The 26,546-nt window shown below is 66.9% G+C and carries 26 protein-coding genes; 4 read left to right on the top strand and 22 right to left on the bottom strand.

The annotated features are described in order from the left end of the window. Positions 1-89: 89 nt before the first annotated feature. From ACQPZ2_RS05610 to ACQPZ2_RS05590, 5 genes are all read right to left on the bottom strand, one after another. Positions 90-1,652, bottom strand: coding sequence for a uroporphyrinogen-III synthase (locus ACQPZ2_RS05610; protein WP_387294343.1), 1,563 nt, complete (start codon positions 1,650-1,652; stop codon positions 90-92). After that, positions 1,649-2,683 (bottom strand): hydroxymethylbilane synthase, encoded by a 1,035-nt coding sequence (hemC, locus tag ACQPZ2_RS05605; protein WP_433524605.1) that lies wholly within the window; start codon positions 2,681-2,683, stop codon positions 1,649-1,651. The genes ACQPZ2_RS05610 and hemC overlap by 4 nt, the downstream gene beginning before the upstream one ends. Next, positions 2,680-4,149, bottom strand: coding sequence for a glutamyl-tRNA reductase (locus ACQPZ2_RS05600; RefSeq protein ID WP_433524604.1), 1,470 nt, complete (start codon positions 4,147-4,149; stop codon positions 2,680-2,682). Before ACQPZ2_RS05600 ends, hemC begins: the two co-directional genes overlap by 4 nt. A gap of 73 nt (positions 4,150-4,222) precedes the next feature. Next, positions 4,223-5,044: a redox-sensing transcriptional repressor Rex gene (locus ACQPZ2_RS05595; protein WP_433524603.1), complete on the bottom strand. Its 822-nt coding sequence runs from the start codon at positions 5,042-5,044 to the stop codon at positions 4,223-4,225. A gap of 251 nt (positions 5,045-5,295) precedes the next feature. Then, positions 5,296-5,556 carry a glutaredoxin family protein gene (locus tag ACQPZ2_RS05590; RefSeq protein ID WP_063045342.1) on the bottom strand — a complete coding sequence of 87 codons (261 nt, stop codon included), beginning with the start codon at positions 5,554-5,556 and terminating at the stop codon, positions 5,296-5,298. A gap of 129 nt (positions 5,557-5,685) precedes the next feature. Here ACQPZ2_RS05590 and ACQPZ2_RS05585 point away from each other — a divergent pair, with 129 nt between their 5' ends. After that, entirely contained in the window at positions 5,686-6,696 is a 1,011-nt protein-coding gene (locus tag ACQPZ2_RS05585) for an HAD family hydrolase (RefSeq protein WP_157124690.1), read from the top strand. Here the strand turns inward: ACQPZ2_RS05585 and ACQPZ2_RS05580 are convergent. The 9 genes from ACQPZ2_RS05580 to ACQPZ2_RS05540 form a co-directional block, all read right to left on the bottom strand. Beyond that, positions 6,693-7,724, bottom strand: a complete 1,032-nt coding sequence (locus ACQPZ2_RS05580) for a lysophospholipid acyltransferase family protein (RefSeq protein WP_433524602.1) — start codon at positions 7,722-7,724, stop codon at positions 6,693-6,695. The genes ACQPZ2_RS05585 and ACQPZ2_RS05580 overlap by 4 nt on opposite strands. Beyond that, on the bottom strand, positions 7,721-8,752 hold the full coding sequence (locus ACQPZ2_RS05575) for an NAD-dependent epimerase/dehydratase family protein (protein WP_174566288.1): 1,032 nt from the start codon (positions 8,750-8,752) through the stop codon (positions 7,721-7,723). Before ACQPZ2_RS05575 ends, ACQPZ2_RS05580 begins: the two co-directional genes overlap by 4 nt. 249 nt (positions 8,753-9,001) lie before the next feature. Continuing rightward, the gene (locus ACQPZ2_RS05570; protein WP_003402602.1) at positions 9,002-9,103 is read right to left on the bottom strand and encodes a 30S ribosomal protein bS22; all 102 of its coding nucleotides are present in this window, start codon (positions 9,101-9,103) and stop codon (positions 9,002-9,004) included. A 168-nt stretch (positions 9,104-9,271) separates the two neighbouring features. Further along, entirely contained in the window at positions 9,272-9,562 is a 291-nt protein-coding gene (locus tag ACQPZ2_RS05565) for a helix-turn-helix domain-containing protein (protein ID WP_245721189.1), read from the bottom strand. 207 nt (positions 9,563-9,769) lie between these two features. Further along, the gene (gene proC, locus ACQPZ2_RS05560) at positions 9,770-10,606 is read right to left on the bottom strand and encodes a pyrroline-5-carboxylate reductase (protein ID WP_433524601.1); all 837 of its coding nucleotides are present in this window, start codon (positions 10,604-10,606) and stop codon (positions 9,770-9,772) included. A 59-nt stretch (positions 10,607-10,665) separates the two neighbouring features. Continuing rightward, positions 10,666-11,550 carry a thioesterase family protein gene (locus tag ACQPZ2_RS05555; RefSeq protein WP_084509251.1) on the bottom strand — a complete coding sequence of 295 codons (885 nt, stop codon included), beginning with the start codon at positions 11,548-11,550 and terminating at the stop codon, positions 10,666-10,668. 109 nt (positions 11,551-11,659) lie between these two features. Next, complete coding sequence (locus ACQPZ2_RS05550) at positions 11,660-12,523, bottom strand: sugar phosphate isomerase/epimerase family protein (RefSeq protein ID WP_433527332.1); 864 nt, start codon at positions 12,521-12,523, stop codon at positions 11,660-11,662. A 143-nt stretch (positions 12,524-12,666) separates the two neighbouring features. Continuing rightward, positions 12,667-14,394, bottom strand: coding sequence for a hypothetical protein (locus tag ACQPZ2_RS05545; RefSeq protein ID WP_433524600.1), 1,728 nt, complete (start codon positions 14,392-14,394; stop codon positions 12,667-12,669). Beyond that, entirely contained in the window at positions 14,391-15,422 is a 1,032-nt protein-coding gene (locus ACQPZ2_RS05540) for a hypothetical protein (protein ID WP_433524599.1), read from the bottom strand. The genes ACQPZ2_RS05545 and ACQPZ2_RS05540 overlap by 4 nt, the downstream gene beginning before the upstream one ends. Positions 15,423-15,585: 163 nt before the next feature. Here ACQPZ2_RS05540 and ACQPZ2_RS05535 point away from each other — a divergent pair, with 163 nt between their 5' ends. Both ACQPZ2_RS05535 and ACQPZ2_RS05530 read left to right on the top strand, forming a co-directional pair. Further along, a complete protein-coding gene (locus ACQPZ2_RS05535) occupies positions 15,586-16,449 on the top strand; it encodes a hypothetical protein (RefSeq protein WP_433524598.1) in 864 nt (287 codons plus the stop codon). A 69-nt stretch (positions 16,450-16,518) separates the two neighbouring features. After that, complete coding sequence (locus ACQPZ2_RS05530) at positions 16,519-16,851, top strand: hypothetical protein (RefSeq protein WP_433524597.1); 333 nt, start codon at positions 16,519-16,521, stop codon at positions 16,849-16,851. An 81-nt stretch (positions 16,852-16,932) separates the two neighbouring features. On the opposite strand, the gene ACQPZ2_RS05525 is transcribed toward ACQPZ2_RS05530, so the two are convergent. From ACQPZ2_RS05525 to ACQPZ2_RS05515, 3 genes are all read right to left on the bottom strand, one after another. Next, positions 16,933-17,622: a response regulator transcription factor gene (locus ACQPZ2_RS05525; protein WP_040696229.1), complete on the bottom strand. Its 690-nt coding sequence runs from the start codon at positions 17,620-17,622 to the stop codon at positions 16,933-16,935. Further along, positions 17,619-18,854 carry a sensor histidine kinase gene (locus tag ACQPZ2_RS05520; RefSeq protein WP_433524596.1) on the bottom strand — a complete coding sequence of 412 codons (1,236 nt, stop codon included), beginning with the start codon at positions 18,852-18,854 and terminating at the stop codon, positions 17,619-17,621. Before ACQPZ2_RS05520 ends, ACQPZ2_RS05525 begins: the two co-directional genes overlap by 4 nt. A gap of 130 nt (positions 18,855-18,984) precedes the next feature. After that, a complete protein-coding gene (locus ACQPZ2_RS05515) occupies positions 18,985-19,368 on the bottom strand; it encodes a winged helix-turn-helix transcriptional regulator (protein WP_063046071.1) in 384 nt (127 codons plus the stop codon). Between the two features lie 91 nt (positions 19,369-19,459). On the opposite strand from ACQPZ2_RS05515, the gene ACQPZ2_RS05510 reads away from it, so the two are divergent. Beyond that, positions 19,460-20,125 (top strand): NADPH-dependent F420 reductase, encoded by a 666-nt coding sequence (locus ACQPZ2_RS05510; protein WP_433524595.1) that lies wholly within the window; start codon positions 19,460-19,462, stop codon positions 20,123-20,125. Positions 20,126-20,217: 92 nt separating this feature from the next. On the opposite strand, the gene ACQPZ2_RS05505 is transcribed toward ACQPZ2_RS05510, so the two are convergent. From ACQPZ2_RS05505 to mshA, 5 genes are all read right to left on the bottom strand, one after another. Beyond that, a complete protein-coding gene (locus tag ACQPZ2_RS05505; RefSeq protein ID WP_433524594.1) occupies positions 20,218-22,269 on the bottom strand; it encodes a CocE/NonD family hydrolase in 2,052 nt (683 codons plus the stop codon). A gap of 350 nt (positions 22,270-22,619) precedes the next feature. Beyond that, on the bottom strand, positions 22,620-23,357 hold the full coding sequence (locus ACQPZ2_RS05500) for a phosphoglyceromutase (RefSeq protein WP_063046068.1): 738 nt from the start codon (positions 23,355-23,357) through the stop codon (positions 22,620-22,622). 51 nt (positions 23,358-23,408) lie between these two features. Then, positions 23,409-24,314, bottom strand: a complete 906-nt coding sequence (locus ACQPZ2_RS05495; RefSeq protein ID WP_433527331.1) for an ROK family protein — start codon at positions 24,312-24,314, stop codon at positions 23,409-23,411. Between the two features lie 134 nt (positions 24,315-24,448). Then, positions 24,449-24,952, bottom strand: a complete 504-nt coding sequence (locus tag ACQPZ2_RS05490) for a YbjN domain-containing protein (RefSeq protein ID WP_433524593.1) — start codon at positions 24,950-24,952, stop codon at positions 24,449-24,451. Next, the gene (gene mshA, locus ACQPZ2_RS05485) at positions 24,949-26,385 is read right to left on the bottom strand and encodes a D-inositol-3-phosphate glycosyltransferase (RefSeq protein ID WP_433524592.1); all 1,437 of its coding nucleotides are present in this window, start codon (positions 26,383-26,385) and stop codon (positions 24,949-24,951) included. Before mshA ends, ACQPZ2_RS05490 begins: the two co-directional genes overlap by 4 nt. Positions 26,386-26,546 lie beyond the last annotated feature (161 nt).

Below are 26,546 nucleotides of genomic sequence, written 5' to 3'. Positions count from 1 at the left end.
GCGGCGAGGGAGCCGGCGCTGGCGACTGCTTGCAGGTCGCTCGAAACAGCCTGCACTCTCGCCGCCCAACCGGGTAGGCCAACGGATGTCTAGCGGCTGCGGCGGCTCTTCTTGCGCGGCGGGGGCAGCAGGCCCTCGGCGCGCAAGCGGGCCGCATGCTCGGCCAGCGCCTCCACCAGCGGACCGACCTGGGCGACCTCCGGCTGCACATCCACGCGCAGACCGAATTCGATGGCCGTCTCGGCGGTCTTCGGGCCGATGCACGCAACGATGGTGCGCGCGTGCGGCTTACCCGCGATACCGACCAGATTGCGGACCGTGGAGGACGAGGTGAACAGCACCGCGTCGAAGCCACCGGTCTTGATCATCTCGCGGGTCTCGGCGGGCGGCGGCGAGGCGCGCACCGTGCGGTAGGCCGTCACGTCATCGATTTCCCAGCCACGGTCGCGCAGACCCTCGGCCAGGGTTTCGGTGGCGATATCCGCGCGCGGCAACAGGACTCGGTTCACCGGGTCGAAAACGTCGTCGTAGGGCGGGAAGTCGGCGAGCAGACCCTCGGAGGACTGTTCGCCACTCGGGACCAGCTCCGGGTTGATGCCGAACGAGCGCACCTTGTCCGCGGTGGCCTCGCCCACGCAGGCGATCTTCACACCGGAGAAGGCCCGGGCGTCCAAACCGAATTCGGCGAACTTCTCCCACACCGCGCGCACCGCATTGGTGGAGGTGAATACCACCCACTGGTAGCGGCCGTCGACCAGCCCCTTGACCGCGCGCTCCATCTGCGCCGGGCTGCGCGGCGGCTCGACCGCGATGGTCGGCACCTCCATCGGGATGGCGCCGTGGGTGACCAGTCGCTCGCTCATCTCGGATGCCTGCTCCTTGGTGCGCGGCACCAGCACGGTCCAGCCGTACAGCGCTCGCGACTCCCACCACGACATCTTCGACCGCTGTGCGACCACCTTGCCGATGGTCACCACCAGCGGGCCGACCAATTCGGAGGCCGCACTGTTGAGCGTGGCCAGGGTGGCCTCGATGGTGCGCTGCTGCCGGGTGGTGCCGCGCACCGTCACCGCGACCGGGGTCTGCGGCGCCATACCGTGTTCGACCAGCGCACTCGCGGTTTCGGCCAGATGACCCGAGGTCGCCGAAAGCACCAGCGGGCCGGGCGCGGCGGCCAGTGCGGCCCAGTCGACCTCACCGCGTACATCGGCCTCGGTATGCCCGGAGCCGAGCGCGATACCGGCGAAACTCGGCACCGCGGAACCATTGGGCAGCCCCGGCAGCACCTCGAAGACCATATGCGAGCGCGTCACCGCATTGACCTCGGCGATCACCGAATCGGTCGTCAGCGGATCACCCGCGACCACCCGGACGACGTCGTGGCCACCGCGGGCCTCGGCGATCAGTGTCTTGGCCACCTCGGCGGGGTCGCCGAGCGCGGGCCGCACGTCGACCGGGCGTTCACCGTCCTCGCCCGGCTCGACCGCGATACCGATCAGGGCGAGCACGCCCTTGTCGACATCGGGATCGGTGAATGCCAATGTCGCCCGCCCCAGCACCTCGCGCGCACGCACTGTCAGCAGTGCGGCGTCGCCGGGCCCCGACCCGACAAACAGGATCCGTCCTGGATGCTTCTTGTGTGCTCGGCTCATTGGCTGTTCTCCATTGGGCTGGAATTGGAAAAGTCAGTGGGCGGACTAACCGCTGCTTCCGGCGTGCTGAGCAACTCACGGGCGCCCAGATCGAGCAGTTCCCGGGCCAACTCGCGGCCGAGCTCCGCAGCGCGCGCGGGAGCGCCGACCACGGAGGCTCGCAATACATCGGAGCCGTCGACGGCCGCCGCGCAACCGCGAAGCGAGAGTTCGTCGACAATTCTGCCGTCATCGTCGAGCGATTCGACGACCTCGGCGATCGCGCCGATCGGCACGGTGCAACCGGCCTCCAGTTCGGCCAGCAGCGACCGTTCGGCAATGACGGACGCACGGGTCGCGGCGTCGTCGAGTTCGGTCAGCGCCTTGATGAGTTCGCTGTCATCGCTGCGGCATTCGACAGCCAACGCACCCTGTGCGGGCGCGGGCAACATCTGCACCGGCTCCAGCGCCTCGGTGACCACGTCGAGCCGGCCGATTCTGGCCAGTCCGGCCCTGGCCACCACGACCGCGTCCAACTCGCCCTCGCTGACCTTGCGCAGCCGGGTGTCGAGATTGCCACGTAGCGGCACGATGTCCAGGCCGAGTCCGAGAGCACGCAACTGGGCCGCGCGGCGCGGTGCGGAGGTGCCGACCTTGGCACCGGCGGGAAGTTCACCGAGCACCAGACCGTCGCGCGCCACCAGTGCGTCGCGCGGATCCTCGCGGGGCGGGATGGCGGCGATGGTGAAACGCGGATCCTGTGCGGTCGGCAGGTCTTTGTACGAATGCACCGCGATATCGATATTCCCGGCGGCGAGTTCGTCGCGCAGTGCCGAGGTGAAGACGCCGACACCGATCTGCTGTACCGGATCCGAGGACAGATCGCCCGCGGTCTTGACAACCACCAGCTCCGCATCGTGTCCGGCCGCGATCAGGTTGTCGCGGATAGTGCCCGCCTGGGTGACGGCGAGCAAACTGCCTCTGGTGCCGATCCGCCACGGCACGCGAATGCTGCCTGCGGTCACGTTCTCCTCTTCCTGCACAACTGTCATGCCGTCTGCCCCTGTTCTTCGCCGCGGTGTCCGGCGGTGAAGTCGTCGGCCAGTGCGATCTCGCTGCCGCCGACGATCACTTCCGGATCGACCGAAACATCGCCGAGGAAGCGGATCGCCGTATGCTCGTCGCTGATCGAACTCAGTTCCATCGGAGCCGCAACTGCTTGCGCCGCACCCGGTTTGAGCTCGAACAGCTCTCGCAGCGCCTCGGCGTAGGTGTCGCCGCCCGGGGTGGAGGCCAACTGTTTGACGCGCACCGTCGGCGCGTGGAGCAACTTGTCCACCACGCGACGCACGGTGCGCGCCACCTCGTCACGTTCTGGATCAGCCAGTCTGGGCAGCCGGGAATCCAGCCGCAGCAATTCGGCCTCGACCACCTCGGCCGCGCGCTGCCGCAATGCGGCAACGGTCGGGGTGACTTCCGCCATGCGCTGACCTGCAAGGTATTTCGCGAGTTCGTCGGCGACGATCGAGCGGGCGGCGGCGGTATCGTCGGCGGCCGCACCGGCCGCCGGATCGCGCTGCAATGTCTCGATATCGATGACGGTGACGCCGGGCAGTCCGGCCACGGCGTGTTCGACATCGCGCGGCAGACCGAGATCGCAGAACACCAACGGCCGTTCCACCTGGCTGGCGCGCTCGCGTTCGGCGAGTGCGCGATGGGTATCGGCCAGCGTCACCACCGCGCCGACCGCGCCGGTACAGGTGATGACGACATCCGCGGCCGCCATCGCCTCGGTCAGGCGCGACAGTTCCATCGAATGAGCCTCGACACCGTGACTGCGCGCGGTCGCGGCGAGCCGCTTGGCCCGGGCCGACGTGCGATTCACGACGATGATGCGGCCGATGCCCGCCCGCGACAGGTGCGCGACCGCGAGCCCGCCCATCGCCCCGGCTCCCAGCACGACTGCAGTCTGCCCGGCGAGCGGGCCGAGCACATGCTGTGCCCGATCCAGCGCCACCGAAACCACCGACGCACCGGCCCGGTCGATACCGGTCTCCGAATGCACCCGCTTGCCGACGCGCAGTGCGTGCTGCGCGAGTTCGTGCAGGGTCCGCCCGACCGCCTGCTGAGCGTCGGCGGAAGCATAGGCGCCACGGATCTGGCTGAGCACTTGCTGCTCGCCGATCACCATCGAATCCAGGCCGCTGGCCACCGCGAACAGGTGTTCGGCGGCGGCCTCGCTGTAGCGGACGTAGGCGTGCTTGGTCAGATCCGGCAGCGGGAGGCCGGAATGTTTGGTCAGCAAATCGCCGACTTCGGCCAGGCCGCCGTGGAACGCGTCCACCACGGCGTAGACCTCGACGCGGTTGCAGGTGGAGACGATCATCGCCTCGGACACATGGCTGGAGGTGAGCATTCGATCGATCAGTTTCGGCCGGTCCGCGTCGGTGATCGCGACCTTCTCCAGAATCGAGACGGGCGCGCTGCGATGCGAAATCCCGACTAGAAGAATGCTCATGACTCCGCCTCGCCGGCGCTCGGCCGCGTCATGCGCATTGCGCGCTGGCACATGATTCGTTCGCTACGCTCACTCATGGTGTGACCACCGATCCCTTGCTGGATGGCTCCGTTGCCGAATGCGAGGATGTCGAGTGCTTGAGCGCCGGGTGCCCGGCAGCAGTGTGCGCGGGCGCGCGGTGGGCGATGCGGCCGGAAACGGCGTGCGCGACCTCGGGCAGCGGCGGCGCGTTGCGTGCGGTCTCGAAGGACAGCATCTGCAACTCGACCGCCAGATCGACCCGGCGCACCTCCACCGTCTCCGGTGCGGTCAGCTCACACGGAGCAAAGCTCAGAATCGACTGCAGCCCGGAGGCGACCAGCAGATCGCAAACGTCCTGTGCCGCGTCGTCGGGCACCGTGATCACCGCGATGGTCGGCTTCAAAGCCTCGATGGCCGGGGCCAGATCCGCGACATCGCGCACCACCAGACCGGCGACCGACCGGCCGATCACCTCGGGGTGGCTGTCGAACATGCCGACCACGGTGAAGCCGCGCCGCCGGAACCCGCCGTAGCCCACCAGGGCCCGGCCCAGATTTCCGGCGCCGACCAGTACCACCCGATGTCCCTGCGAGAGCCCGAGCACATCCTCGATCCTGGTGCGCAACTTGGCGACGTCATAGCCGACACCCCGAACACCGTTGGGGCCGAGGAAGGAAAGGTCCTTGCGCAACTTGGCCGAATTGACACCCGCCGCGACAGCCAGTTCCTCACTCGATACGATGGCAACACCGTCGTCGGCCAACATGGCCAGGACCCGGAGATAGGTGGCCAGCCGCGCCACGGTGGCTTGGGGGATGTCCTTCTGCAGAGCCCTGCCGGAGACGCCACTCGGCGCCTCATGCTGCTCTGTCACGTCGTCGGCTCCTCGTTCCGGCCTCCGGCGAGGTCCGGTTCGTCGTTCGACCTCGTGCCCGGGGCGGTCCGGTGCCATGGTCGAAGTATTCGGAATGCTGGGTTCATTACGCGGTGGATCCGCAGCCTCGGCGAGCGGGTCGCGTGCCACCACCGTAACCGCTTGTGCACCCCTTCACAAAGTCGGTGAATTTGGCCTCATTTTCCGCCGCGACCAGCAGCGCGGCGGAATCGCGCCGGATCAGCAATCGCTCAGCGAGTCAAGTCGGCCCGCAATCGGGGCTCGTCGACATCGAAATAGCTGTGCTCACGGCCGTCCAAAAGCACGACGGGAAGCCGGTCGCCGTACTCCGCGCGCAGGCCAGGGTCGGTTCCGGCGGCTTCGTCGACGTCGACGGTCGACGGCTCGATGTCGAAATCGGCGCAGATCGCCCGGAGTTGCTCGAACGCGGTAACGCAGAGCCCGCAGCCCGATCTCGTCAGCAGCGTCACCGAATGTGTGGGATTGGTCATGGCCGATATTAAATCCCCTCGCCACGCCCCGATCGGAGCGCGCGGTAGTGCCTTAACTGTCACCGCGGCCAGCTAATGTGGTTGTGGTTCGCGCGACGGGCGGAGGTACTGGTGCCGGAACGATCGAAGGTGGCAAGGGCAGGTTTCATCGCGGGACGATTCGGTGAGTTTCCGGTGCGGTGGAATCAGGGCCGGCTCGGCCAGGGTCTGCAGGACCAGCTCGCGCGCATCTCTCGCAGCCCCTTCGGCCCGAGCGAGGAAGAGCTGCGGGCCAATCTGGCCGGTGAGGCCAGCGCCGAGGCGGCGCTGTCGCTGCACGATGCCGAACTCGCCGAAGCCGATATCGAGGCCATCGGGCCCGAGGTGCCGCGGGACCTGACCGCGGCCGCATTCTTCGATGTCGACAACACCATGGTGCAGGGTGCGTCGATCGTGCATTTCGCCCGCGGCTTGGCCGCGCGCAAATACTTCAAGACCTCCGATCTGGTGGACGTCGCCTGGAAGCAGGTGAAGTTCCGGGTCACCGGCAAGGAGAACAGCACCGATATGGCCGCGGGCCGGGAGAAGGCGCTGGCATTCATCGCGGGCCGCCCGACCGCCGAACTGGCCGCCCTCGGCGAGGAGATCTACGACGAGATCATCGCCGACAAGATCTGGCCCGGCACAAGGGCTTTGGCGCAGATGCACCTGGACGCCGGACAGCAGGTATGGCTGGTGACCGCGACGCCGGTCGAGCTGGCACAGGTGATCGCGAAACGGCTCGGGCTCACCGGCGCGCTCGGCACGGTCGCCGAGAGCGTCGACGGAAAGTTCACCGGGCGATTGGTCGGCGACATCCTGCACGGACTCGGCAAGGCGCATGCGGTGCGCACGCTGGCGGTCCGAGAAGGCTTGAACCTCAAGCGTTGTACGGCCTACTCCGACAGCCACAACGATGTGCCGATGCTGTCGCTGGTCGGCACCGCGGTGGCGATCAATCCGGATTCGGACCTACGTGAGGTGGCGAAGAATCGCGGCTGGGAGATCCGTGATTTCCGCACCGGACGCAAGGCAGCCAAGATCGGCGTGCCGACCGCGCTGGCACTCGGCGCCGCCGGTGGCGCGGTCGCCGCGGCAGTCACCCGGCGCCGCGAACATTAACCGGTGAACGGGTTGCGGCGCTTGGTGAGCAGTTTGTAGAGGGTCTGCTGAATGGTTTCGCGGACCTGGTCGGTGACCTCGAACATGGTCATCGGATCGTCCGCGTCCTCGGCCTCGTAGCCGGTGGTCGCGATGGGCTCGCCGAATTCGATGTACCACTTCGACGGCAGTGGCAGCGCACCGAGCGGACCCAGATGCGGGAACAGCGGCGTCACCGGGAAATACGGCACATTGAGCAGCCGGGCGAGCGGCTTGATATCGGCCAGCTTCGGATAGATCTCCTCCGAGCCGACGATCGAGCACGGAATGATCGGCGTGCCGGTGCGCACCGCCGCCGCGACGAATCCGCCGCGACCGAAGCGCTGTAGCTTGTAGCGGTCGGTGAACTGCTTGCCGACGCCCTTGAAGCCCTCCGGGAACACGCCGGTCAATTCGCCTGCGCGCAAAAGCCTTTCGGCATCCGGATGGCAGGCCAGGGTGTGCCCGGCCTTGCGGGCGAGCACGCCGAGCACCGGCGTCTCGAAGAGGAGATCGGCGGCTAGCAGGCGTAGCGCACGTTCCTTCGGATGCCGGTCGTGGATCGCCAGTTGCAGCATCAGCCCGTCGAGCGGGATGGTGCCCGCATGGTTGGCGACGATCAGCGCACCGCCGGCCTCCGGAATGTTCTCGATCCCGTTGACCTGCACCCGGAACCAATAATCCGAGAGCGGGCGCAGCGCGGGCAGGATCAACGATTCGAGCAGATGCTCGTCGAAGCCGAATTCGTCCACCTGGTAGTCGCCGGTGACCCGACGGCGCAGGAAATCCGCGGTGGTGCGGATCTGCTTGCCGATGGCGCCGCGCAGCATGTCCGACACCGAATGTGGCGCCGGGGGTTCGGCGGCCGCGAGACGTTCGGTCAGCGACGTCACCACCTGGCTCGGCGCGACCTCGCCGCCCACCGGCTCCGGCCAGCGCCGCGGCGTGTTCCGCTGACGCGTTTCGATATTCAGATCGTGGAGTTGGATGACCTTCGCTACGTCATTCATGTATGTGCTCCCGTAGCGGCCCCGAGCAGGCCGAGCAGTTTATGTTCTGCGGCATCGATCCACGCTGGATCGATGACGGGCCGCGACGCTGCGCCCCCGATGAAGTCGTCGAATGCCTGCACCGTCGTCCAGCGCGGGACGAAACCGAGTTCGGTGCGCATACGGGTGGTGTCGAGGCCACAGCCGAAGTGGAAATAGTCGATCTGCTCACTGGTGAAGTCCCGCATGATCGGGCCCATGATCGCGCGGCCCGCGGTACGGAAGACCGACCACGGGATCGGCAGCTCGATCCGGCCCGCGCGCCGGATCGCCTGAGATAACACCAGTGCGCCGTCCCCGGCGATGTTGTAGGTGCCACCGGGCGCCTGCCGTGCCGCGTGCGCCATCGCGGCGATGGCGTCCTCCTCGTGCAGCAACTGCAGCCTGGCATCGCGGCCGAGAACCGTCGGAGCGACCGGCGAACGCAGATACTGCACACCGCGCCGGGCCAACCGCGGGCCGACAATGGGCGCCAAACGCAAAATCGAAGCGGCGATATCGGGACGCCGCCGCGCGAGTCCGCGGACGAATCCTTCGATTTCGATCATGTCGCGAGCAAACCAACCACTCGGTGGGGTTCGCGCGCTCATTTCTTCGGTGAATTTCGCGGGATCCTTCGCGCTGCATCCGTAGACCGCTGAGGTCGAGCGCACCACCACGCGCCGCACCGAAGGCGATTTCTGACAGACCGCGAGCAGCTGCATGGCGCCGAGCACGTTGAGATCCTTCATCACCGCCCGGCCACCACCGGCCGGTGGATGCGTGAGCATCGCGGCGTGCACGACGGTATCGACCTCATTGCCGCCGATCACCTTGCGAATCAAGGGATTTCGAATATCGGCGCGAACGAATTCGGCGCGGCCCATGCGTCGTTGCAGTTCACGACTCGGGGTCATGGTGTCGACGGCCAGGATGTGTTCGACGGTCTGATCCTGGGCCAAACGCGCGACCACATTGCCGCCGAAGAATCGGCTGGCACCGGTCACCATCACCACCTTGGGTGTATGTCCATCCCGTATTTCAGAACCCACCGCACCGGATCCCAACTGTGACAGCCCCCCAATTCCATTTGCTGCGGTACCAGAGTAACCGGTCGACTCCGATGCGCAGAGGGTATTAACCAGGATCTAACGATGACTTCAGTCACCCGATACATGAGCAACTTTCAAAATTCGCTGTTTCAAAAAGAAAAACCCGCCACCACTCGGTGACGGGCCTCTCAGCTAACGCGCAGCGAATCACTTGCCGAGTTTGCGCCGCTGAACACGCGTGCGGCGAAGCAGCTTGCGGTGCTTCTTCTTCGACATGCGCTTGCGGCGCTTCTTGATCACAGAACCCATAGGGTTGTCCTCGCGTTCTCTCTACTCGGCGCGCACGCCAATCACGTACGCCTATTTCAGTGCCCGCGCCGCCAGCTGGCACCGGACACCACAAAGCGGTGCCGCCGGCAGGCGCACACGAACCGAGGGTTCATCCTACCGGGACACCGTCAAGCTGATGAAACCGCCTCATCCAGCGTCGAAGTAGGACGTCTCCAAATAGTCGTGCACCGCCTTGGCATGCACCCGGAACGAACGACCGACCCGTACGGCGGGCAACTCGCCGGAGTGCACCAGCCGATAGACCGTCATCTTGGACACTCGCATGAGATTCGCGACCTCGGCGACGGTGAGGAACTGAGTACCTCCGCCGAGCACCGATTGCGTCGGAGTCCCCGAACCGCCCTGGGTCCGGGAATTAGCCCGGCCACCCGATGGTCCGGAACTTCCTGGCGACGTCCCTGAACTATTCGCAGACATCTTGTTAGACATCATCGCACCACTGACCTCCGGCACGTCCGCGCCGCCGGCTTCCCCACCGGCGGAACAGACACGCACGTGCTCCTTGAAGCTTAGCGGGACCAGTGGGATTACTGCGACGGGTGTGAGAAATCAGGTTTACACGCAGGGAACCGACCGGTCACCCCGTAGACGCGCGGTGTTTGATCAACTCCCACCCGAGACATCTCAGGAAGCGCTGCCGCCCGCACCGTCGTTGGCACCCTGTTCGACGGATCGTTGCTTCGCCGCGTGCAATGCCTCGAGGAAGGCCGAACGCACCCCACCACGCTCCAATTCACGCACCGCGGCGGCGGTCGTGCCCGCGGGCGAGGTCACGGCGGCACGCAGCTCGGCAGCGGTCTGCCCAGAGCTCTCGAGCAGGGCGGCCGAGCCGAGCATGGTCTGCACCACGAGGTCGGTGGCGACGTCGCGGGTCAGGCCGAGCCCGACACCGGCATCGACCATGGCCTCGACCACCAGGAAGAAGTACGCGGGTCCGGAACCCGAGACCGCGGTCACCGCATCCATCTGTGCCTCGGTCACGGTCGCCACCTTGCCGACCGCGGCGAGCAGCTCGGTCACCTGGGCCAGCTGTTCCGTCCGGGCGTAGCGGCCCGGCGCGAGCACGCTCATGCCCTGGCCGACCAGCATCGGGGTATTCGGCATCACCCGCACCACCGGGAAACCGGCGGGCAGCTTGTTCTCCAGCCGCGCCGTCGGCACACCCGCCGCCAGCGACACCAGGATCTGATCCCGGTCGGCATCGAGTTCGGCCTTGCCGAGCTGGGTCATGACCGTATCCACATCACCCGGCTTGACCGCGATGACCAGGACATCCGCACCGACGATCGCGTCCGCGATCGAATCGGTGACCCGCACGCCGAAGCGGTCGCCGATGAGTTCGGCCCGATCGGCATGCGTCTCCACGACGACCAGATCCTTCGCCGCCCGTCCGGATTCGAGCAATCCGGCGATCAACGCCTCCCCGATGCGACCGCCACCGATCACCGCAACTCTCGTCATGGGCCTTAAGGCTAGTCGCGCGACCATATCGGCTCGGCGCTGGGGAAGAGCCAGTGGTCCTATCGCCGCTGCGGCACCAGCGCGAGCTGACGGCTCTGCGCAACCACCGCACCGGTGGAGTCGAGAATCAGCTGGTCCTCGTCGAACATGCGCTCGCCGATCTCGTGGCTGGTCGCGATGATCCGCAGCCAACCGGGGGCCGGGCGACGGCGCAGGTAGGTGGTCATCTGAACGGTCGGGGCCCAGCCGGTCTGGCCGAGGTTCGCCGGGACCGGCGGACTCATATCGGCGGACATGATCGCGAAGTACATGGCGATATCCGGATCCTGCTGGTCGCCCTCGAACGGGCGCATCCAAAGACGCAGGCGCGGTTCGCCTTTCGCACCGTCGAGGAATCGGGCCCACTCGCGGTCGATGAACAGTTCGGCGCCGCGCGCCACATGGACGACCTTGCCCATCGACGAATCCCGGTAGCCGACGGCGTCGGCGGGCGGTTCGATCGGCATTTCCGCATGCCGCTGCGCGTAGATCGGATCGGCATCGTCGAGATGACCGAAGGTGAACGCGGTGCGCACCAGCGTGCGCCCGCTCTGGATCAGGTTCACATCGACCAGGCAGATCTGGCGACCGACCTTGCGGATGTGCACCTCGTACTCGACCTCGCCCGGCTCCGGTGCACCGAGGAAATCGGAGCTCGCCGCGATGGGCGCCATGGCCACCAGGGCCGGATCGGAGGCGCGCAGCCAGCGGGTTGCCGCGGCGGCGCTGGTCGCGACCATGGTGCCGCCGTGCACCTTCGGCCCGATGGTCCAGATTTTGTCGATGATGCCCAGGTAGCGGCCGGTATCCGGATTGGCCGACAGCAGTTCGGTCAGTGTGCACACCCGGCTGAAGGGTGCGTCCGTCGTGATGGCCTGCTCGAGATCGGCGGTCAACTCCGGCATCGTCACTCCTATCGTCGGTCGGCCGCGTCGGCGGGACGCGGCGTTCGTACAGCGTAGAACGAAGCGGTTCGGGGTTCGAATTCCCCTCTGCCGACAGATCGGTGCGGCGTCACACCTGGTTGGCGTGCGTCGGGGCGGGAGCGGGTGCGTTGAGGTGTGCTCTGGCGAAGTCCAGCGTCCGGTTCAGCATGCCCGTGCGGCCCTGGGTGGTACGGGCATTCTGGGTATTGATCTCGGCGACCGCGTGACCGGCGAAACCGGAGCGCAGCAGTGCCGCGCAGAGCTCGACACACGGCTGCGTGCCGTCGCCCGGCACCAGATGCTCGTCGTGCGCCGCACCGCGGCCGTCGGCGAGATGCAGGTGCGCGAGGCCGGTGCCCATCCGCGCGGCCAGCGCCAGCGGATCGGCGCCCGCGGTCGCGGTATGTGAGATATCGAGGGTGTAGTGCCGGAATCCGGTATCGGTCGGATCATAGGACGGGCTGAAGGCGGTCAGGCCGGGACCGGGACCGCCGCGGCGCTCCAGCCGCTTCGCCGACCCGGTTTTGCGGCCGAAGAGGGTGTCCGCGCGCATGGGGAACATATTCTCCACCGCGACGATGACGTGGCTGTGCTCCTCCAGCTCGGCCACCTGATCGGCGAAGCCCTGCGCATACCTGCGCTGCCAGCGGAACGGCGGATGCACCACCACGGTGCCCGCGCCGAGCGCCTCGGCCGTGCGCACACTGCGCTCGAGTTTGGCCACCGGATCCGAGCCCCACACCCGCTGCGAGATCAGCAGGCACGGCGCGTGGATCGCCAGTACCGGCACACCGTATTTGCGCGAGTACGCCTGGACGGCGGCGATGCTCTGGCTGGCCGGCTCGGCCCAGACCATCAATTCGATACCGTCGTAACCGATTTCGGCCGCGTATCGGAAGGCCGCCTCGGTGTTCTGCGGATAGACCGAGGCCGTCGAGAGACCGACGAGGATCTGCTGACCGCCGGATCCAGCGGCCGCTTCGACCGGCGAATCGGGTTCGGCACGCACGTCGGGATCGGGAGCGAGCCCCTTGGCCACGCTCGCCGTTCTGGTGTCGTCCGCCTGCCCGATGTTCCCCACAGCCTGCTCCCTGCTCAGTTCGTACTGAGTAGAAAGGCTAGCGGTCCCAGGGTGACAAAGATGCCGACGACGACGGCTATCACCGTGCTGAGGATGTCATCGGTGCGCCGCAGTATTCGCACCAGCGCCACCAAGCCCAGGATCACGATCATCGCCAGGCACAGCGCCACCCAGGGCAGCATTTCCCACATGCGCTCGAAGCCCTTGAAGAGCAACATTCCGGCGACCGCGGCGCCGGTGCTCTGACCGCCGAGAATCATCCACTGGCGGCGATTGGCGTCGTACTCCGACCTGCGTGCGACCCGCGAGCGCGCGCGTCTCGAAGACAGGCGGGAGGCGAACGAATGATCCGAATCGACATCGTCGCCGTCGAAATCCTCGTCGTCGAGAACATCACCGGTCGGGAACGGTTCGTACACATCGGTCAGACCGTCGTACACATCCGGCTCGGCGGGCTGCGATCGGCCACGTCGCCCACGCCCGTTGCGTTCGGCAGCGCGCCCGTTCGCCCGCTCGGCCTCGGCACGTTCGACTTCGTCGCGCAGCAGGTCGCCCGCCACGGTCTGGCCGGAGACGAGCTGCTGATCCTGACTTGCCAGCGACCACGCAGCGGTGGGGATGCTCTCGGATTCGGGCGCGTTGCCCTTGGGCGGTACATGTCTTCGCACCGACCAGGCAGGCAGACCGCCATCGGCCGGACCGTCCGATCGTGCGGATCTTCGCTGATCCGGCGGCTCGGGATGGGCGCCACGCGCCGGACCGTCCGGCCGCGGGGGCATCGGCAGCGGCGCGGACTCCGGTGCGAAACCACTGGTGGACGGCGACCACGGCGCGGTCGAGGGTCCGGCGTTATTGGCTTCGGCTTCGGCCTCCGCCGCGCGTCGCCGGGCGGCCCGGCCGCCGGATCTCGATCCGTTCGGCGGGCTTTCGGGCGGGGCGCCGATGCCGCGGCCGAGATCGCGCAGCGGCTGTACGTCGGTGGTCTCTTCCTCCGGTTCGGCATGCCGACGTCTGCGGCCGGTCCGTCCGGAGCCGACCGCGCCGTCTGCAAGCGGGTCCCGCGCATACGGATCTGGTGCCGGGGCGTACGGATCCGGGGCCGGGGTGTATGGATCCGGTGCCGGGGCATACAGATCGGATATCGGCGCGGACAGCGGATCCGCGGGTGCGGAATGCCGCGACGAATCCGCGCCCGGCATTTCCCGCCCCGGCATGATCCGACTCGAATATCCCGGCGCGGGCAGCGGATCGGCGGGCGCCGCCGGAGCGGCGTAGGTCGAGAGTGGGTCGTATCGGGTGATCGGCCCCGACATCGGCGAGTAGTTCGGTAATTCGGGTGCGGCGTACGGCGCCGGATCCGGCGCGGCGTACGAAGTGGGTTCCGGCGCAGGCGTTTCGAATCCGGACCCCGCGTATCCGCCGGACTGGAAACCGGAGGGTTGGTAACCCGACGCGTCGTACCCGTTGGCCTCGTACCCGCTGGCCTCGTACCCATTGGATTCGTACCCATTGGATTCGTACGACGGCGGTTCGTACGCCGGTTCGTCCTCCTCAGGTGCGGCGTGCGCCGAATGGCCACCGCCGCCAGCCGGAATGGCGGGCAGATCACCGGTCAGCTCGGCGACCGAGATGCCGCGGCCACTGCGCCGCCGCCGCCCGCCGCCACCGGGCGATGCCGCGCCCTGCTGGCCGTTGCGTGCCAGCAGCTCGGCAACCGATAGCTGCTTGGAATCCTCACTCATGACGACACCGTTTCGATCGGGCCCGATAGACCGCCGCCGGGCACCGGCTTACCGCTCGTTTCCGCGACGGAACCCGGCAATGCCGTAGCCCTCGGTCCGCCGTTCATATCGGTATCCAGTTTGCGCAGGATGAGCCCCTCGCGCAGTGCCCACGGACAAATCTCGAGGGTATCCAGCGATAGTGCCCGCATACTCGCCTCCGCGACCAGTGCGCCAGCCACCAATTGCTGTGACCGATCGGAACTTACGCCTTCCAATTCTGCACGGTCCGCCGCCGTCATTCTCGAGATGAAGGCAATCAGTTGGCGCAGACCTGAGCTGGTGAGTGTACGGCGCACCCGCAGCCCGGCCGAAGAGGGTGCCGCTCCGGTCAACCGGGCAAGCGACCGAAACGTCTTCGATGTGCCGACCGCGAGATCCGGTTTACCCACGTCCAGCAGCTGTTTCGCGGGTGCGACGAGTTCCGCGTCGAGCCAATCGCGCAGCACCGCGACGCGGCGTTTGCCCGGTGGATCCTCGCGCAGCCATTCTCTGGTCAATCTTCCGGCGCCGAGTTGCAACGAGAGCGCGACATCGGGTTCCTCATCGCCGCCGTTGGTCATTTCCAGTGAGCCGCCGCCGATGTCGAGATTGAGGATCCGGCCCGGGCTCCAGCCGTACCACCGACGCACAGCGAGGAAGGTGAGCCGGGCCTCGTCGACACCGGAGAGCACCTGCAGTTCGACGCCCGTATCGGTGCGGACCGTGGCGAGCACCTCATCGGAATTCGCGGCTTCACGCAGCGCCGAGGTCGCGAACGGCATCAGTTCGACGCACCCGGAAGTCTCGGCGATACTGGCGAATTCGGCGACCGTCGCGATCAGCCGTTCGGCCCCCTGGACGGTGATGCGGCCGTCGGAATCCATGTTCTCCGATAGCCGGAGAGTGGCCTTCGTCGAGCTCATCGGCATCGGGTGACCACCGCGATGGGCGTCCACCACAAGCAGGTGGACGGTATTGCTTCCGACATCGAGTACCCCAAGCCGCACATGAATACGGTACTGGGTGAACCGGCCCTTTAGCCCAGGCGACTGAACTGTTAGCGTCCTGAAGTGTGACGGTAGGCGCAGCAGTGAGTGAGCGCAGCGAACGAACCAGCAGGCACAGCGCGGCGCCGCGCACGACGGAGCCGAGCGCTAGCGAGGCGCAGTCGTGAGCGGCTCCAAGAGGCCCCCACCAGCGCGGAAGATCGATCCGGCGCCGGAGGTCGATCTCGACTTTCCCCGTGAATGGATCGAGTTCGTGGATCCAGCAAACGACGAGCATGTGATCGTCGCGGATTTGACCTGGCTGCTGTCGCGCTGGACGTGCGTCTTCGGAACTCCGGCCTGTCAGGGAATACTGAGCGACCGCCCCGATGACGGCTGCTGCTCGCACGGCGCGTTCCTCTCCGACAAGGACGATCGCAAGCGCCTGACCAATGCTGTGAAAATGCTCACACCGAGCGACTGGCAGCTGATGGACGAGGCGACCGACGCCGAGGGCAAGATCACCAAGAAGGGCTATCTGGAGCTCGACGAGCTGGAGGACGAGCCCGCCCTGCGCACCCGCCGCTTCGACGGCGCCTGCATTTTCCTGAACCGCCCCGGCTTCGAGGGCGGCGTCGGCTGCGCGCTGCACACCATGGCGTTGCGCAAGGGCATCGAGCCGCTCGAGGTGAAGCCGGATGTGTGCTGGCAGTTGCCGATCCGGCGCACCCAGGACTGGGTGGAGCGCCCGGACGGCGTGCAGATCCTGAAGACCACCATCACCGAATACGACCGGCGCGGCTGGGGTCCCGGCGGCGAGGACCTGGACTGGTACTGCTCCGGCTCCCCCGACGCGCATGTGGGCGCCCGTCCGGTATGGCAGTCCTACGCTCCCGAGCTGAAGGAATTGCTCGGTGCACCCGCCTACGAAGAGCTGGCCAGGCACTGCAAGCGGCGCGAGGGACTCGGCCTCATCGCGATCCATCCCGCGACCGTGCATGCCGATCGGATGAAATCCGACCAACCCATCGCCGACCAGCCGGCGTGAGGTTTGCATAGCGGGCGATTCACCTGCCCGCCATGCACGCTTTACTCATATGCGGTTGGATGTGCGGTCATGTTGAAGAAAGCCCTGACCCTGACTGCCATCGCGCTCGGCGCCACCGCCGCACTGACCGGTGCCGCGCACGCCGAACCCAATGGCGACCCGGCCAAATACGCCGATTTCACCGCCGACTTCCTGCCCGCCAACACCCCCGAGGCGATCGACGCCCAGGCGAACGGCAAGAACCTGATCATGAGCCCCTATGGCGTCACCCACACCATCGCGTGCCGCGGCACCAGCGCGGCCGACGTCTACGAATGCATGCAGGAAGACGATCTCGGCTGGATCACCCTGCACAAGCAGGACGTCCCCGGCCTCGGCCCCACCTGGGTCTACCTGCCCTGATTCGGACGCACGCAGCAGACGCCGAGGTTGTCGGGGCCTCGGCGGCTGCGCTTTGCAGGAACTTTTAGTGTGCGCTGACGGTCAAGCCTCGAGTTTGTAGCCGAGGCCGCGGACGGTGACGAGGTGCTCCGGCTTGGCCGGGTCACCCTCGATCTTCGAGCGCAACCGCTTGACGTGCACGTCGAGGGTCTTGGTGTCGCCGACGTAGTCGGCGCCCCAGACCCGGTCGATCAGCTGGCCCCGGGTGAGCACTCGCCCGGAATTGCGCAGCAGATATTCGAGCAGATCGAATTCCTTCAACGGCAGGGTGACCTGCCTGCCGTTGACGTGCACGGTGTGGCGGTCGACATCCATCCGGACCGGTCCGGCCTCGAGCACACCGCTCTCGTTGCCGCCGTCCAGTTCATCGCCAGCGCCGCGGCGGAGCACGGCCCGGATGCGGGCGATCAGTTCGCGCGCCGAGTACGGCTTGGTGACGTAGTCGTCGGCGCCGAGCTCCAGGCCGACCACCTTGTCGATCTCGCTGTCGCGCGCGGTGACCATGATCACCGGGACGCCGCTGCGGGTGCGCAGCTGTTTGCACACGTCGGTGCCGCTCATGCCGGGCAGCATGAGGTCGAGCAGCACGATATCGGCGCCGGAGCGGTCGAATTCGGCGAGCGCGGACGGTCCGTCACCGACCACGGTGACCTCAAATCCCTCCTTGCGCAGCAGGAACGCGAGCGGATCGGCCAGCGACTCCTCATCTTCGACGATCAGAACACTCGTCATCTGCGTGCCTCCACACCATTCGGTCTGCCCGGCCCCGTGGGGCGCGGGTGTGTTTCTCTCATGCTCACCGCGGAACCGTCGACCTCTTCTTCGCCGTCGGCTTCATGGTGGGCAGGTATTCGCAGGGTGAACGTCGATCCGGTGCCGAGCTTGCTCCACAGGGTGATTTCACCGTTGTGGTTGGCCGCCACATGCTTGACGATAGCCAGGCCGAGCCCGGTACCACCGGTGGCACGCGAGCGCGCCTTATCGGATCGGAAGAATCGTTCGAAGACCCGCTCCTGGTCTTCCTTGGCGATACCGATGCCGCGATCGGTCACGGCCATCGCGACGTGATCGCCGCGCAGTGAGCGGCTCACCGAAACGTGGGAGCCCGCGAGTGAGTACGCGATGGCGTTCTCCACCAGGTTGGACAGTGCGGTGACGAGCAGGGTTTCGTCGCCGAGCACCTCGAGTCCGCTCGGGCGGTCGGTGCTGACGGTGATGCCCGCGGCCTCGGCGGCGGTACGGGAGCGATCGACCGCCTGCGTGACCACGGAGTCGACGTCGACCACCTCGAGCTCGGGTAGCTTTTCCGCGCCCTGTAGTCGCGAGAGCGCGATCAACTCGGTCACCATCTTGCCCAGCCGCCGGGATTCACCGAGTACGCGCTGACCGAAGTGCCGGACCGCGTCGGGATCTTCGGCGGATTCCAGCATGGCCTCGGCGAGCAGGCTCATCGCGCCGACGGGAGTCTTGAGTTCGTGGCTGACATTGGCGACGAAGTCACGGCGGGTGGCCTCCATGCGGGCCTGCTCAGAATCGTCGTCGGCGAACAGCACGGTGAAACTGGTCTCTTCGCGCGATAGCTGTCTGGCCACTCCGCGCACCGCGATCCGGGCGCGGCCGGGCAGCGGCTTCTCCGCGGTGAGATCGAATTCACTGGATTCGCCGGTGGCGAGCACCTTCTCCACCGCGGCCCAGGCGCGTTCGTCGAGCAGCCGGTTGCGGACCAGGCCCAGTTCCTCGGCGCGCGGGTTGACCAGCACCACATCGCGGTATTCGTCGACGACCGCGATTCCGCTCTCGGAGGCGAGCACGATCAGGTCGAGCACCTGGGACATGGTCAGACCGGAATCCGCCTGTCTGCGGGCGGCCTGCCTGGCGTTCACGAACGGGATCAGTAGCCCACCGACTGCCAGGCCGACGACAGCCGCGAGGACTGCCAGTAGGACGGCCTGGGGAACACTCACACTTGAATCGTACGGTCGCCGACCGACAACCCAACTCGGGGTACGCGAAGTTTCGCGCAGGTCATAGGCACTTCCAGCACCGTTAGCCGCTTGTTTACGCGTTGTTCGCGCGACGGAGTCCGGATCGTTTTTACTCCGGCGAATCCGACATTGCCGACCGCACCGAGTCGCCGTGGCGGTCGACCCATTCGCCGAGGGCGTAGATCGGGATGAGCAGATCGCGTCCGGCTTCGGTCAGTTCGTATTCGACGCGGGGCGGAGCCTCGGCGTAGCGGTGGCGCTCGATGAGGGTCATGGTCTGCATGCGACGCAGCGTCTGGGTGAGCATCTTCTGGCTGATGCCGCCGATGGCCATACGCAGGTCACCGGGACGCATCGGGCCGTCGCGCAGCATATAGACGATGACCGAGAGCCAGCGGTTGCCGAACAGGTCGACGCCGAGGCGGGCCGGACAGTCGGCCTCGTAGTCGCCATAGGGCGCGAATTCCACGGGTTCGGCATGTTCGACCGTCATGACACCAGCCTGCCATCGTCATTGCGCACCTTCGGGTGCCTATCGAAATCCCTAGCGTCGGTGCCGAATACATCCCGAACCAGGAGTTGATATGCGAATCGGAATCATCGGGGCGGGCGCGATGGCGAAGGCACTCGGCGGCGGCTGGGCCGCGGCCGGGCACGAGGTCGTCATCGGCGCTCGGTCCCGTGCGGCCGCGGATGCGCTGGCAGCAACAATCGAGCACGGAGCACGGGGCGGAAGTGTCGGCGCGGCTGCCGAATTCGGGGCGGTCGTGCTGTTGGCACTGCCGGTAAGTGCCCTTGACGAAGTACTGGGTGAAATCAGCGGAGAACTAGCCGGACGGACGGTGATCGACTGCACCAATGCGTTCCTCCCGGACGAAGCCGCGCCGCAAGGAGTTCTGGCTTTCGTATTGTCCGAGGACGCGGTCGCCGCTCGCATCGCGGCGACGGTTCCCGAGGCGAACGTGGTGAAAGCGTTCAACGTGTGTGCCGCCGAGGTGTGGGAATCACCGGCCCGCGTCTTCGAGGACCGCAGGCTGGCGGTGCCTCTCTGCGGTGACGACGCTGCCGCGGTGCAACAGGTCGCCGCACTGGCGGAAGATCTCGGGCTGCAACCGATTTCGGCGGGCGGACTGCATCGCGCCAAATATCTCGAGGCCACCTCGGTCTTCACCGTCGGCCTCTGGTTCGGCGGCGCGGATGCCCGCGCGGTCTTCCCGCCGTTGGAAGCGGCATTCGCCGTGGCCGACTAGCGACCGGACCCGGTCCGAGCGTGCACGACCGCCCATACCCCGCGGATTCGAGCTTGAATGCGCGAGAGGTGCACGCTCGGGCCGGATACGGCTTACCAGCCCGGGTTGCCCCGCACCGGAAGATTCACGAAACTCGGCCGATTCGGATCCAGTTGCACGTGTTGCGGTTTCAGACCCGTATCGATCAGCATCGGCAGAACCGGCAGGCCCTTGGGGAAGTTGCCCGCGAAGACATCCACGCGCAGGCGATGGCCTGGCTGCAGGATCGCCTCGGTGGCGGGCAGGGTGATATCGAGGGTCGTCTCCTCCCCCGGCACGGTCGGCTGACGCAGGTCCAGCGATGTGTAGGGCCGCGGATCGGTGTAATCGCCACTGGCGGAACGGGTGCTGTTCGCCTCGTCGATCTGACGCAGCGAGGCCATCAACTGGCCGGAGGAGAGCACGGTGGACTGGCCGTCCGGCGCGACGTCGTTCACCGTGACCACCCAGTAGCCGTCGGTCGCATCCTGAACGGTATCGAGGTGCGCGGCGATTCGGCCGGAGATGGTGGTCGGCTCGGCGACCGGGTCGCTGGTGAAGGTCAGCCCGTTCAGCTCGGCGATGCGGGAGTCCTTGGCGCAACCATCGATGATCGAGAGGAAACCCGCACTACCCTGCGCTGCGTCGTTGGAGCACAGGGTAGTCAGGCCTGGCGCGACGGTGAGCCGCGCCGAGTCCGGGCTCGCGGTGGCGAGCAACGAGCCGTCGTTCAGGCTGTTCGCGGTGCCACTCCGGTTGGCGGACAGGTACATCCGGCGGTATTCGGCATCCTGGGAGCCGGTCCGTGGATCGGCGAACGAGTCGGTGGTGATCCAGCCGCCGCCCTGCTGCCGCAGGGTGATCGGGCCGTACTCATCGATGCCGTTGTCGATTCCCTTGAGCCACTTGTCGAACCACGCGCGCTGCAGCACATCCAGGCGTGGCGGCAGGCCCGGCTTGCCGTATTCATTGCCCGAGCTGATGTGGTACGTATTGCCCATCAGCAGCTGTTTCTGGCCCGCGGGCAGCGGAATCTCGTTGTAGATCTTGGATTCCGAGTAGGTGAACAGATCGTGCCAGCCACCGGTGACGAAGGTGGGCACCTGGATCTGGCTCGGATCGCTGAGCCAGGCCGCGCGCGCCGCCGACGAACCGGTCAGCAGTTCCTCGGCGCGCGGGTCCAGATCCTCGATCCGGGTGGTGCTGTAGACATTGAGCAGCACATCCATGAAGGTGAACGGATCCTTCGCGCGATCCGCGAGCCACGTCATATCGAACTGCCCGTTGAGCATCGACGCCACATCCGGAACCAGCTTGAGGCCGTTGATGGCGGACAGCCACAGCGGAATGAAGTTGAAGCCGAAGCCGCCGCCGGGCGCGAGCACATCGTTGATCAGGTCGCTGCCGGGCACCACCGGGAAGATCGCCTTCAGCGCGGGCGGACGCATCGCGGCCACCTGTATCTGGTTGATGCCCGAATAGGACAGGCCGTTCATGCCGATGCGGCCGTCGGACCACGGCTGACGCGCGGTCCAGTCGATCACCTCGTAGGTGTCCTGCTGTTCGCGCTGGCGCAGCATGTCCCAGGTGCCCTGGGAGAAGCCGGTGCCGCGCACGTCGACCACGACCTGGGTGTAGCCGCTTGTGATGAGCTGACGGTCGACGGCGAAGTTGCGCAGTTCGCCGCCGCCGAAGGATTTGGTCAGATCGGTGACGCCGGAGAGCGGGGTGCCGCCGAGGTCGATCCGGCGGAACAGTTCGATCAGCGCATCGGACAGACCCGGAATGGACATGGCGCTGTCGGCGATGTTCGAGACCAGTTTGGTGTACGGGGTCAGATTCACCACTGTGGGCGTCGGGGTGGCGATCGGGCGACCCGCGGCATCCGCCGGACGGTACACATTGCCTTTCAGGACGGTGCCGTCGCTCATGGTGATCGGCACATCCCACTGGATATTCACATTCGGGTACTGCTGGGGTCCGTCCTCGGTCGCGGCCCAGGCGGCACCGGCCGCGCCACCGTCGGGACCGGACGGCGCCGACGCGGCGATCGCGCTCTGGGTGACGAATGGAATGAGCACCGCCGTGGCGACTGCCGCCACGGTGGCACGCAACATTGTCTGCATCAGGGGTGATCCGCCTCTCGGACTGGTCGAACGACCAGAGCTTACATACCGACGAGTAGGTTCGAACTCGAGGCTACTTAGATCGCGCGGTGAATGTCGGTTCACATATAGCAGCTGGCCTCGCATAATGCCTGCACAAGGCTGGAATAAATCACGCCAACCTGCAGAATTCACACTAACCCAGATGGTCACAGCTAACTGACCGCGACCCGCGCACCAGCCCATTTCCGATCGAGACGAACGCGGTACCACCGTCGCGACCTCGCAAGCGGATCAGCTGTGTCCTACCGAGAAACGACAACGCGCCGCGACCGAGGCCGGTCGCGGCGCGTTTGTATCGAGGTAGGTGCTTATTTGCCGCCCTGGCTGGCGACGGCCGCGGCACCCGCGGCGGCGGCCTCGGGGTCCAGGTATTCGCGCGGACGAACCGGGCGCAAGTTCTCGTCCAGCTCGTAGCGCAGCGGAATACCGGTGGGGATGTTCAGCCCGGCGATATCGTCATCGGAGATCCGGTCCAGGTGCTTGACCAGCGCGCGCAGCGAATTGCCGTGTGCCGCAACGAGAACGGTCTTGCCCGAGAGCAGGTCCTTGGAGATGGTCGACTCCCAGTACGGGACCATCCGGTTCACCACGTCGAGCAGGCATTCGGTCTTGGGGACGTCGATGCCGTCGTAGCGCGGATCGCTCTCCTGGCTGTACTCGTTCGACGGGTCGATCGGCGGCGGCGGAGTGTCGTAGCTGCGCCGCCACAGCATGAACTGGTCGTCGCCGTACTGGTCGCGGACCTGCGCCTTGTTCTTGCCCTGCAGATCGCCGTAGTGGCGCTCGTTGAGGCGCCAGTCGCGCACGACCGGGATCCAGTGCCGGTCGGCGGCGTCCAGCGCGATATTCGCGGTGCTGATCGCGCGCCGCAGCACGGAGGTGTAGACGATATCGGGCAGAATGCCGTGTTCGGCCAGCAGTTCCCCGGCGCGCTTGCCCTCGGCGATGCCCTTATCGGTCAGGTGCACATCCACCCAACCGGTGAAAAGGTTCATGGCATTCCATTCGCTCTCGCCGTGGCGCAGCAACACGAGGGTGTACGTCATGCAGGCCATTCTGGCATGTACGCAAACCGGGCTCGCATCCGTTCCCACTGCTCAGGAGATGGCATCGGCCGTATCGTGGCCCGCGGCGAGCACACCCGCGCCAACCAGGGTGGCGCCATTGGTGATTCGCGACGGCACCACCTGCAGCTCGCGCAGGAAGTCCAAACCCGCGTGCCGGGTCAGCGCCGCGCGCAGCGGTTCCCACAGCGGTTCACCCGATTGTGCGAAGCCGCCGCCGATCACCACCCGATCGATATCGAGCGTCGAGGCCGCAGAGGCGATAGCCGTGCCGAGGGCGGTTCCGGCCCGATGCAGCGCGGCGAGTGCGATCTCGTTGCCGGTGTGCGCGGCCTTCGCCAGCCCGGCGCCGGTCTCACCGCGCCAACCCTGTTCGCGCGCCCAGCGCACCGATGACATACCGCTGGCGATCGCCTCGACGCAGCCGACGCCACCGCATTCACAGGGCACGTCCCAACCCGGCACCACGATATGGCCGACGTGTCCGGCATTGCCGGTGCGCCCGAGCACGACCCGACCGTCGGCGATGATGCCGCCGCCGATGCCCGAGGAGACCGTCATGGCCAGGCCGTTCGGAATGCCGCGCAGCGCGCCGACGTGATGTTCGGCCAGCGCAAGGCAGGCGCCGTCGATGGCGAATCGCACTGCGGCGGAGGGGAACAGCCGCTGCACCTCGGCCACGATCGGGAAGCCCGGCCTCCATTCCGGAATGTTCAGCGGACCTGTGACGCCGGTGCGCACATCGACCGGTCCGGCCGATCCGATCCCGATCGCCGAGACCGTCGCGTCACCGGCCACCTCCAGCAGCAGGTCGCGGCACGCCGACCACACCGACTCCCGAGGCACATCGACCCGCCGTACATCGCGTACCTTCCGGCCCCCGTAGACGACCCCGGCGGCGAATTTCGTCGCACCGATGTCCAGAGCAAGAACCATCATCGCCGGGCTGCCTTCCTGTACCTCGCGGCCCATTGCCACAGCGCGATTGTCGCCTACTCCGGGCGCGGATACTCCAGCCTTCGTCTCTACACCTCTCGGCGCAGGCTCATACCCGCGATAGGCGATGTGCCGGTTCAGGGCTGGTCTGCGGCCTCGACCAGATGCTCGAAGGCGAGCAGGTTCTGCAAGGATTCGCCGCGCGATACGCGCCACTTCCATTCCCGGCGAATGGATTCGGCGAAGCCGAGTTCCAGCAGGACATTGAAGTCGGCGTCGACGGCCTCGAGGATCTGGCCGAAGATCCGGTCCAGTTCGTCCGGGGTGACGGCGTGGGTGGCCATGCGGCCGACCAGATAGATATCGCCGACGCGGTCCAGGGTGTAGGCCACACCGTAGAGGCGGCGGTTGCGACGCAGCAGGAATTTGTAGACGCCATCGAAGTTCTCGTCGGGCTTGCGGCAGACGAACGATTCGATCCGCAGTCCGTGCTTGCCGACGGTGAGCATCACGGTGGTCTTGAGTTTGCGCTCACCGGGCAGGATGACGACGAACGTCTCCTGACTGGGATGGGTGTACTCGATTTCGCGCTCGCGCAGCGTTTCATCGATCAGCTGTGCGGTCGCGGCTGCCGTGCTCATCGGTGCGCTCCCGTCCGGCGCCGCCACAGCGCCCGCGATCTGGCCTGACTGGTCTCGCCGAGGAGAACAGCACTGCGTTCACCCGTGAGGCTAGTGCGTTCCTCCGGCAGCTCGGCCCGCGCGGCCTCGAAGACCTTGCGGCGGCCCGCGCCGAGACCGGCGCGCACCGCACGGAAATCGGCCAGCGCCGCCGAATAACTGGCGAGCAGTCCGTCCGCGGTGTGCTCCCAGGAGAAATGCCCGGCATGCCCGACCGCGCGCACACCCATCCGACGTAGTCGCTCACCGTCGTCGAGCAAGTGGCCGAGTGCGTCGGCCCAGTCCGGCGTCCGGTGTCCGGGGACGAGCAGGCCGGTCTCACCGTGACGCACGGCGGTGCCGAGTCCGCCGACATCGGCCGCGAGTACCGGGGTGCCACTGGCCTGCGCCTCGATGGCGACCAGACCGAAGGATTCGTTGTAGCTGGGCACCGCGACCAGGTCGGCGGCGCGATACACCTGGACCAGGCGATCCGGCGGCTGCGGCGGCAGGAAGGTGACGTGCTCGGCGATGCCGAGCGCGGCCGCGAGTTCGATCAGTGAATCGGGGCGCTCCAGTCCGGTGCCGGACGGTCCGCCGACGATGAGCACCCGCAGCTTGCGCGCCGGGTCGCGGTACAGCAGCTCGGCCGCCGCGCGGACCAGCACATCCGGGGCCTTGAGCGGCTGGATGCGGCCGATGAACGCGACGATCCGCTCGTCGGTGGCCAGCCCCAATTCGGCTCGGGCCGCGGCCTTTTCGCCGGGACAGTAGCGAGTCAGATCCGCGCCGGGCGGCACCACATCGATGCGCTCGGGCTCGGCGCCGTACAGCTCGACGAGCTGGCGCGCCTCCTCCGCGGTATTGGCGACCATGCGATCGGCCTCGGCGATCACCTGCTTCTCGCCGATCTCGCGGGTCGCGGGCTCGGGGCAGTCGCCCTCGGCCAGCGCCGCGTTCTTCACCGCCGCCAAGGTGTGCGCGGTATGCACCAACGGCACCCGCCAGCGGTCGCGCGCCAGCCAGCCGACCTGACCGGATAGCCAGTAGTGCGAATGGACCAGGTCATAGTGTCCGGGCTGGTGTCTGGCCTCTTGGCGCAGCACCTCGGCCGTGAACGGGCACAGCTGGGTCGGCAGGTCGTGCTTGTCCAGCCCCTCGAACGGGCCCGCCACCACATTGCGCACCAGAACGCCCGGGGCCGCCTGCTGCACGGGCGGGACGTTCGAGGAGGTGGCCCGGGTGAAGATCTCGACCTCGGTGCCGCGTCGGGCCAGCTGAATGGCGGTTTGCAGGACATAGACGTTCATGCCGCCCGCATCGCCGGTACCCGGTTGAGCAAGTGGTGAGGTGTGCACCGATAACACGGCGATCCGATTCGGCCGTAGGTCCGGGCGTTGACTCACACCATCCATAGTGCACGTTGAATTGCCAAACCCAGACGCCGTAACCGGGCCGAGTGACAGTCGTCACAGCAGTTTCGTGAGGGTTCTCACGCGCGGTGCAAATATCTGCCCGGCGCTGATCTCGGCACCGGGACACGACAAGTCTGCTCGAGCCGAGCATGCGGCGCCAG

The sequence above is a fragment of the Nocardia pseudovaccinii genome, assembly GCF_050942345.1.
GTDB lineage: Bacteria > Actinomycetota > Actinomycetes > Mycobacteriales > Mycobacteriaceae > Nocardia > Nocardia pseudovaccinii.
Note: the sequence above shows the minus strand (reverse complement) of the source record. Positions and strands in the feature narration are given on the sequence as shown.